The sequence below is a fragment of the Lysinibacillus sp. NPDC093688 genome, assembly GCF_050280145.1.
GTDB lineage: Bacteria > Bacillota > Bacilli > Bacillales_A > Planococcaceae > Lysinibacillus > Lysinibacillus xylanilyticus_B.
In genome coordinates, this window is record NZ_JBNNUX010000020.1 from 78,699 (window position 1) to 88,123 (window position 9,425).

The 9,425-nt window shown below is 35.4% G+C and carries 7 protein-coding genes; 2 read left to right on the top strand and 5 right to left on the bottom strand.

Annotated elements, in window-relative coordinates; genetic code table 11:
- Nucleotides 1-502: 502 nt before the first annotated feature.
- From ACQKN2_RS16100 to ACQKN2_RS16120, 5 genes are all read right to left on the bottom strand, one after another.
- Nucleotides 503-1,156 (bottom strand): alpha/beta hydrolase, encoded by a 654-nt coding sequence (locus ACQKN2_RS16100; RefSeq protein WP_427415838.1) that lies wholly within the window; start codon nt 1,154-1,156, stop codon nt 503-505.
- Nucleotides 1,157-1,389: 233 nt separating this feature from the next.
- Nucleotides 1,390-1,944 (bottom strand): hypothetical protein, encoded by a 555-nt coding sequence (locus ACQKN2_RS16105; RefSeq protein ID WP_427415839.1) that lies wholly within the window; start codon nt 1,942-1,944, stop codon nt 1,390-1,392.
- Between the two features lie 105 nt (nt 1,945-2,049).
- Nucleotides 2,050-4,227: a bifunctional diguanylate cyclase/phosphodiesterase gene (locus tag ACQKN2_RS16110; RefSeq protein WP_427415840.1), complete on the bottom strand. Its 2,178-nt coding sequence runs from the start codon at nt 4,225-4,227 to the stop codon at nt 2,050-2,052.
- Between the two features lie 437 nt (nt 4,228-4,664).
- Complete coding sequence (locus ACQKN2_RS16115; protein WP_427415841.1) at nt 4,665-5,366, bottom strand: O-linked GlcNAc transferase; 702 nt, start codon at nt 5,364-5,366, stop codon at nt 4,665-4,667.
- Nucleotides 5,367-5,596: 230 nt separating this feature from the next.
- On the bottom strand, nt 5,597-6,076 hold the full coding sequence (locus ACQKN2_RS16120; RefSeq protein WP_427415842.1) for a thioredoxin family protein: 480 nt from the start codon (nt 6,074-6,076) through the stop codon (nt 5,597-5,599).
- A gap of 196 nt (nt 6,077-6,272) precedes the next feature.
- On the opposite strand from ACQKN2_RS16120, the gene ACQKN2_RS16125 reads away from it, so the two are divergent.
- The gene (locus ACQKN2_RS16125; RefSeq protein WP_427415843.1) at nt 6,273-8,585 is read left to right on the top strand and encodes a YhgE/Pip family protein; all 2,313 of its coding nucleotides are present in this window, start codon (nt 6,273-6,275) and stop codon (nt 8,583-8,585) included.
- A 79-nt stretch (nt 8,586-8,664) separates the two neighbouring features.
- Nucleotides 8,665-9,174: a PCYCGC motif-containing (lipo)protein gene (locus tag ACQKN2_RS16130; protein ID WP_427415844.1), complete on the top strand. Its 510-nt coding sequence runs from the start codon at nt 8,665-8,667 to the stop codon at nt 9,172-9,174.
- Nucleotides 9,175-9,425: the final 251 nt, after the last annotated feature.

A 9,425-nucleotide genomic window follows, 5' to 3' on the forward strand; every position in this document is an offset into this window, starting at 1 on the left:
ATACTAAAAAAAATGAAACCGAGACACCATACAATGTCTCGGTTTTTAAATAGTTGTAAACAAATAGTCAAGAGAATTTTGTTATCTTACGGCTTTTAAACGAGGGGGATTTCCTTTCCAGATTTCCTGTAAGTAAGCGTTGAACCGGTACGTTTTACTGCACTTGTGCACAGATAAACATTGTTGCTGACTTGCTGCTCTTCTTACTGAAGTTTTGTTTCAGCACTATTAATTAGAATAAAATGCCATAAATTACGTGCTATGTGAAGAGGTAGATTGGAGTGGAGACTGGGCGACTCCTCGGGGATTAGCGTCGCAGATGAGACCCTGCAGCGTAGCGAAGCGGCTCAGCGGACGCCCCCAGGAAAGCGCCCAGTCGGAACGGAAATCAACCCCTCGTTTTGCAGAAGAGGCATACTTTTTTTATGCAACTTAAATACATTGACATTGTTGTTTTCAATATTATAGAAGCCGAGACATCCTACGTGTCTCGGCTTCAATATCATTGAATATTATCTTGTAATTCATGTGCTAAAAATGCAGTTAGATCACGTAAATTTTCTGGTGTCACACCGTGACCATCTGGATATTGTTTAAATGTCACAGTAGCACCAAATTGCTCAAATTTTTCTTTACTTTCTACGCCCCATTGTGATGGGATGACATAATCATAATCACCATGAGAAATAAATGCATGTAAATGATTGACTGGACGAATTGCATATTCCTCTGTTACGAATTTTGGCGTGTAGCCACTTAATGCTACTATTCCTGTAATTAAATTCCCCATTGCAAACGCAAGTGTCTGTGCCAAAACTGCCCCTTGACTGAATCCAAGAACATACACTTTATGTGGATCAATTTGATATTCATCAATAGCCTCTAAAACGAATCGTTGTAGAGCCACTAATACTTTATCGAAAATTTCGCGGTCTGGTTTACCGACCTCCTGGATTGTGAAAAAAGCATAGCCAGGCTTTTGCGCAATAGGTCCACGTAAGCTAAAAACATGGCATTGCTCTTTAAAACCCTGCACTAATTGTGGTAAATCGTCTTCATTACTCCCCATTCCATGTAATAAAAAAATCGCTGGATATTTTTTATTTGGGTCCATATTCGTTGGTTGTGTATGCTTAAATGTAAATGGTGTATTCATTATAAAATTCCTTTCAGGTGAACTTAGTGTCACCTTATTATACTGCAAAATATATCTAGACAATAACAGGATTGCTCCGTTATCATAAATAGCTTTTTCTATAGACTTATCACCATAACGATTGATTGATCTCTTTCCAATCCGGCGCTTTCCCAAGTAATACGGTAAGCCACTTGGAACACGATGTTTTTATGTACGAAAACTCAACGCAAGATGATGGTCACGAATGCATTTTAAAGTTTCACTTTATTAATAATCCCATCAGTGTGATAAGCAATATAGCCGTTAATTATGCGAATCGTTTCTTGTGGATCTGCGTTAAATAGCACTTTGGATTGCTCTGGTGTTGAGACAAGCACTGTTAATAAATCTACGCGCATGGAATGTCCAGCAGAGCTATACGCATAATCGTAAACAATATCTTCCTCTGTCACATTTTCTGTTACATACTGTTGATGAAACAATTCTTTAGCGGCATCCATTTGTTCCGCGACCTGCTGACGAATACGCATTTGATGCATCAATAGCTCTTCCTCAAGTACAGTGGTCTTTAACCACTCTTTCTTTTCGAGCATCTTCAAAAATTCTTTTTCCCAAACTTGCTCACTTTCAGTAAAATACAGCATATTCATCATTAACATATCCCAAAAATCAACTTGAGATTGTGCTGATTTACGCTGCATCTCTATTGCCGCTTTAAAGTGCTCCTCAACCTTCGTAATATTCATATTGCGCACTAAATGATTACATACATTTTCAATAAATTTATTTGCCGCCTCTTGTGCCATCAAAAAACCCGTCCTTTATATCTACAAATCATTTCAACACTATCATACCATGATTGTAGAATATAAAGAAACGGGTAACGTTTAGGTCTGCAATGTAGGCTCGCTTTATACTTTAGACGCAATAATTGAATCTAAAATATACTTTGCATCATTATGAAGCGTTTGATAGTTCTCCTGTAATGTTCTTGGAGATACTGGTTTACTAAATAAGAAGCCCTGTACAGTATCACATTGGCTTGCTACTAAATATGATAGCTGTTCTATTTCTTCTATTCCTTCTGCGACTACCTTTAACTGTAGATGCTTTGCCATAGAGAGAATCATATCTACCAATGCTTTATCTGTAGAGTTCGATTGTATTTTCTGAACGAAAGACCGATCAATTTTTAAGCAATCTATAGGGAAATCCTTTAAATAAGATAATGATGAATAGCCCGTCCCAAAATCATCTACCGCAATCGTAACCCCAAGTGCCTTCAATTTGTGTAAGATCGTCGTCATATGATCGATATTGATCGTCATACTTTCTGTTATTTCTAGTTGCAAATATTTTGGCTCTAATTGTGCTTTCTCAAGAACATTATGAATTATTTCGACTAAATTTTGCTGAAAAAGTTGACCTAATGACAGATTGACCGCTACTTTAATTGGTGGCAATCCAGCCGCTTCCCACCTCTTTACTTGTTGACAGGCTGTTTCTAGTACCCATTGTCCGATAGGAATAATTAATCCCGATTCCTCTGCAATTGGAATAAAGACTCCCGGTGAAATCCACCCCTTCTTCGGATGCTGCCATCTGACTAAGGCCTCTACCGACTTAATTTGACCCGTATGTAAATCAAGCTGCGGTTGATATTCTAAAAAAAGCTCTTGATTAGCTAAAGCATCATGTAAATCATTTTCTAATAAAAGTCGTTCAGTCGTTTCTTTAGATATTGAAGACTCATAAAACCGTATACGTGTTGGCGTCTTCTGTGCTTCATGCATTGCATAAAGTGCAAATCTAATGAGTTCCTCTTCCCTATAAGAATCTGTTGGAAATAAAGCAATACCAATATTTAATTGACTATTTAAAGAAAAATGTTGTATTTGGAATGATTCTTCCATGACAAATTGAAGCTGTTGACTTAGCTGGGTCAATTGATGGGTATTGCTCACCTCATCAATATAAACGACAAAATAGTCTTCTCTCAGCATGCATAGTAAATACTGCTCCGGTAAAACATTTTTCAATCTTTGCGCGATTAGGCCTATCATTTGGTCTGCATATGTACTACCTAAAGACGCTTTAATAGCAGAAAGTCTCTCTATACCGATAGCAAGTATTGCCTTTTGTGATTTAGATATGTATAAATCTTTTTTTAAGGTTTCCATTAAAAAACGTTCATTTGGCAAATTTGTAATCTCATTATGATAAGCCATGTAATGCATCTTTTCACGAGATTTTTCTAAATGTTCTTGTGTATCAATTAACTGCTTAAACGGTTTTTCAATCGATGAAAAATAAATAGCTCTAAATAAAAAATAATATGCACCTAACTCAAAAATATGTCCAATGAAGTTTTTAATATCATAAACATCTTGATAAATTGTAAAAAGATAATCGCTCATTATTAAATAAATCGAACTACCTAATAGTAAAAATATTATTTTTGGTGCTTTCTTAAAATTTTTAAATAGTAGGCCTATAATCACCAATTGAAGTGCTACAGCCGTATATTGTAGAGTATTTTTTAAAACAGTAGGACCTTCACCTTCTATCATAAGGGGTGGCAAAATAGGTGTTTGGGCATAGAGGACGCAAAAACAACCAATGATTATGACAAATGGCAAACTATAAATGAACCAGCGATAAATTAATTTAATTTCCTTCTCCTTGGTAAAAAATATTAAAAGAGAACCCATCGATAATAGTAATCGACCAAGCATATAAAACCAAGTTGCCTCATAAGGTGTATTATCAGTTATAAAGAACGGCATTCCTTTATAGCTGAGTGTATGCACCATTTCTATGAAACTAATTGTTAAAAACAATGCGCCGACATAGAGGCCTCTATTAGATAAAATATACGGTGATATTAACCATGTCTGAATCGAAATAGACATCGTCACCACAATGATGAGAATTTCCATCATTAAATGAATCGTAACATAGTTGTCCTCACCAAATACTCCATAAAATTCATCACCACCGAATCCGATTGCGGTTACGAAAATCATTGAGAATATGATGAATTGAATACCGTGTCTTACATATGAAAAATCCTCATTATATTTCCACATTCAACTATCCTCCTTTGACCTGAAAATATTTTCACAAATATGCTATTAACTCTATTTACCAGCAAATCGAAAACTGATTTCACTCAGCTATTAGTTCTTCTAATCATTAATAACAAAAATTTCCGGAATAATTATACCATAGTATTACCACGAAATATAAACTTTTCCATTAAAACTCAAAGCCGAATGAAAATAGGCATAAATAACAAAGAAACAGGCTTATTATTATAAAATTTGTTTAATTACGTTTGACTGAGCGTTATCATGTAGACATCTAATGAGCCACTTGAAGTAACAACTGCACAGCGGAGCGGCAGCAACAACAGGTGATGGATTTAAGATATTTTTTACAGGACATGATACTTTTAGCCTCGTTCCTCAGGTCAGATTTCAGCACAAAAAAAGATGCCTCAACTCATTGAGACATCTAATATATATTATGAAAATACATAACTATCCATATTATCTATTGTATTTTGGATAGCGTCTTTCAATGACCGCTGGTGCTCGCCACAAACTGCTAGTGACTCCTCCAATGCCATCGCAGCATTTGCCATAAACGGTGCCATCTGCAAATCCTTCGCTAATTGTATAAGAACAAGTGCTTTATTCCATTTCCAACGTGCATTATTTGGATCTAAGTTAATAGCTTGCTCTAAGTAGCCAAGCGCATCGAATGGCATCCATCCAAAACGGTGCATCGTTTGACCTGTGATCCCCCAATATAACGCCTTGTTAGGGTTTTCTTTTACTGCTTGTCTAAAACAATGAACACTCTCGTTGTAATGATGTGAAAACAAAAACAGTTCACCCTGTGTAAAAAATGAAAGTGCCTTTTCATTTGGAGTGCCTGTTATTGCTACTTCCTCGAGTTCTTTAATACGATTGGAAAACTCTGCTTCATCTTTTATCGCACGAATTTCGACGACGGTATCCGATTCAGGATAGCTTTCATCTGCTCGTTCTGCATGTTGGGTTTCCACAAACAGTGTTGGTTTTGGATAGCTCGCAAAATCATACTCTTCTAATAATTTAATATACCTATTAGCTAACGCTTTCTCGTTTTCATTTGTAACTTGCTTAGCCACCTCATAGCACTTCATTAGCTCACCATTATAAAAATAATCATCCATTGTCATTCAATATTCCTCCAATGTACAACTCTTCAGTATATTTAGTATACACTACAAAAATCAATTATGCCTCGGCATAATTGATTCCAGAATAGGCTGAAGACTCTACATCCTTTCAGCTATAGAGGCGGGAAAATTCTGTCCCTGCCCGTTTCACTTTCCTACAAAGAACACTGCTGAAAGACATTAAAAAAAGACTGGATCAAAAATAACTATTGATACAGTCTCAGCTTTACTTATTTTTTTAATACTACATTATTTAAAAATGCACGTAAATCTTTTTCTGGTAATGCACCTTCAAAACGATTAACCTCTTTACCACCTTCAAAGCGAATAAAAGTTGGTGTCGCCTTAATATGATATTTATTCCATAAATCTTCGTATTCCCAAACATTTAATTGAGCAATATCAACACCAAGCTTCTTAGCAATAGGCATTAACTCGGGTGTAAAAGCTTTACAGTGCACACATGTCGGACTGAAGAAATAAGCATTTACATCTTCACCAGCTTTTAATTTTTTTTCAAGTTCGTCTGGCAACATAATATTTTGGTAATTTTTATCATCCAATTGATCAATTGTTTCTTGTTTTAGTTCTTTGTCGCCATAAAGTTTCTCTGCGTTTGCTAATTTGCTATTGTTCGAGACATTTGTTAACACAATAATTGCTGCAAATAACAAAACAATTACTGAGCCAATAATTAGTAGTTTTTTCACGAGAATGTATTCCTCCCTTTCCACACTAAAAAGCCCTATTTTTAGTGTATTCGCGATTGATTATAAATGGTTTTTAAATCCTAGTAAACTAATTAGTCTTTAAATGCGAGTTTTTTCATAATTCAAACATAATTCGGTCCATATTTGGAAACATACATATACAATGCTCAATACGAATGTGGAGTGGTTAAATGAAATGAAACACACTATCCGAAATATTTTTCAAATCTATAAAGGTGATATCCATAATATCTTAACAAACTGGGTAGTTGCTGTCATTATTGGTGGGCTCATTTTTTTACCTTCTCTTTATGCGTGGCTTAATATCTACGCCTCTATGGATCCCTATGCCCATACTGCCAACATGAAAATTGCTGTTGTCAATGAAGACACAGGCGCGAATGTTAGGGGCGAGGATATTAATGTTGGTAACGAGGTAGTAGACAATTTAAGTACCAATCAAAGCTTTACTTGGGAATTTACTTCTCATGAACAAGCTATAAATAGTTTAAAAAATGGGAACTATTTTGCAGTTATTATTGTCCCTAGTGATTTTTCACAAAAACTGACCTCCATACTGTCAAATGTCCCTACAAAAGCGCATATCGATTATTATGTAAATGAAAAAATCAATCCAATCGCACCCAAAATCACAAGTAAAGGTGCAAGTGGCCTGACGCAACAAGTCTCTAATGAGTTTATCTCAACTGTCAACGGAACACTTTTCTCTATTTTTAATACGGTCGGTGTTGAGATGGAGCGGGAAATTCCCGACTTTAGAAAATTTGAAAATTATATTTTTACAATCGAACATCATCTCCCAGATATCGAAACATATTTGGCGCAAACTGCTAAAGGCGGAAAAGAAGCTGAGACATTACTGAACCACACAATTACCCAAGTTCCCGAAGTTGAGAAATTAACGAATGATGGTTTAACAACGATCCATCAAGGTTTAAATTTGATCAATGAAGCGGATACACTGTTCAATCAGCTATCCCCTATCATCAAAAAAGATCTAGAAGCAGTACAAAATATTGCTCAACGATTTACCGATATAATAGGGAAGCTTCAAAATGCTAATGTAGATTCAGCTACAATTGCACAAATAAAAGATACAATTAAAAACCAGTTAGATGCATCTCGTGAGAAAGTAACTACTAGCATCCAAACAATTGAAGCGCTTCAAAAATTAACACAAGCTGATGCTTCGACTCGTAAACAGCTTGAAAACAAGATTCAAAACATCCAGACGTTACTACAGCAAAGCAATTCTGAAGATGTGAAGACTTTACTAACTAACAATAAAATAATTGAACAACTTGAAGCTATACGTGGAGATTTACAGGCAAATCCTAGTTTTACTGATTATTCTTTTAGCTCTCTAACCGCTTTAAATCAACTGAATACATTACTAACGGACATCTCAAGTAAAGTACAGCAGTTAAATACGATAGATGTCGAAACGATAAAAAAAGACCTTGCTGATGTTCAAAGCGTTGCGCAAAATGTTTCTACCAATCTTCAGCAATTCCTTACTCATTATAACGATCAGTTAGAGCCACAAATTCATACGACGTTAGCTTCTGCCAAAAATACATTAACAAATGCATCAACTATGCTTACGAATGTAAAAGGTTTTCTGCCACAAGCAACAGATCGTTTAACAAATGCTAAAAATATGTTAGCCACAGCTAATAAGACAATTGGTACAGTACAAACAGATTTCCCTGCTTTAAGTACAAAAATTAAAGCCCTTGCAGACAAACTGAGAACATTAGAAAGTGAAGCTGATATTTCTGAAATCGTTCAATTATTGAAAAACGACGTCAATGCTGAGCGAGACTTCTTTGAGGAGCCTATTAAGCTTCAGGAACATAGAATGTTTCCAATTGCCAATTATGGAACAGCTATGACACCATTTTACACTGTGCTTTCCATCTGGGTTGGTTGTTTATTATTAATTTCTCTTTTATCTGTAAATATTCACAATAATAATCAATACAGTATTCGCCAAGTATACTTTGGACGTTTATTAACATTTGCAACTTTTTCATTTATTCAAACGCTCATTATTACAATAGGAGATACTGTTATTTTAGATGGGTCCATAAGTGCTCCTTCCTTCTTCATTCCATTTGGAATATTTATTAGCTTAGTGTTCATAACGATTGTCTATACGCTAGTATCCGTATTCGGAAATGTTGGCAAGGCGTTAGCCATTGTCATGTTAGTGCTACAAATTGCAGGTTCGGGTGGCACATATCCAGTAGAATTACTACCTCGATTTTTCCAAATGATAAATCCATTTCTTCCTTTCACTTATGCAATTGGAATGATGCGTGAGGCAGTTGGTGGTATTATTTGGTCAAAGGTATGGGTTGATCTAGCCTTTTTATCTTTCTTCTGGCTCATTTTCATTTTATTTGGTTTCTTCTTGAAAAAATTACTGAGTGAGAAAATGGAACATTTCATGAACAAAACACGCGGATCAGATATATTTCATTGATTTTCACTTGCCTCCTTGTAAAGTTTTTAGCGAACAATGTTATAATGGAAGTATTGTAAACATGTAGGAGGCGCTTTTGATGAAAAAACTTCTATCTATTTTTGCCTTGTCGTTATTAGTGTTAAGTGCTTGTGGTGTAGATAAACAAGTTGTTGAAAAAAATCAGAATGAAACACAAAAAGAAGCTTCACACGAAGAACATGCACATGCTTCTGGAGATATTCAGGAGGAGACTGCATCAGCTGATGTTTTACCATCATTTTTAAATAATAAATCAGAAGATATTCGCTTAGTGTATCAAATCGCTGGACAATCTACAGAAATTTTAGAGTGGATGCCCTGCTATTGTGGATGTGGCGAATCAGCTGGACATAAAAGCAATTTAAACTGCTTTATTGAAGAAAAACGAGAGGATGGAACAATTGTCTGGGATGATCACGGTACCCGTTGTCTCGTTTGCCTAGAAATTGCTGTACAGTCTGCAAAAATGCATAAAGACGGTATGGACCTCAAAGAAATTCGTCAAAAAATTGATGACACATATAAAGAAGGCTACGCAAAACCAACACCAACTGACATGCCTGCTTAATAATAAAAAAACTCATCATAAAGATAACGGGTTCTGTTTTGAAGTACAAAAAGCAAAATCGCAGGTTAAAAAGACAATTAATTAGCATATTAAAAGGTACTGCGAATTGCAGTACCTTTTTTGTACAACTTGGTTTGATATTTCGCGAATCAAAAGTTAACTAAAGCACCCTGTTAGTTTAATAAGAAAAGCAAATCTAATAAAGAATAGTACATACTTATGATACGGTTCACCTTAATGTAGTTAGTTTC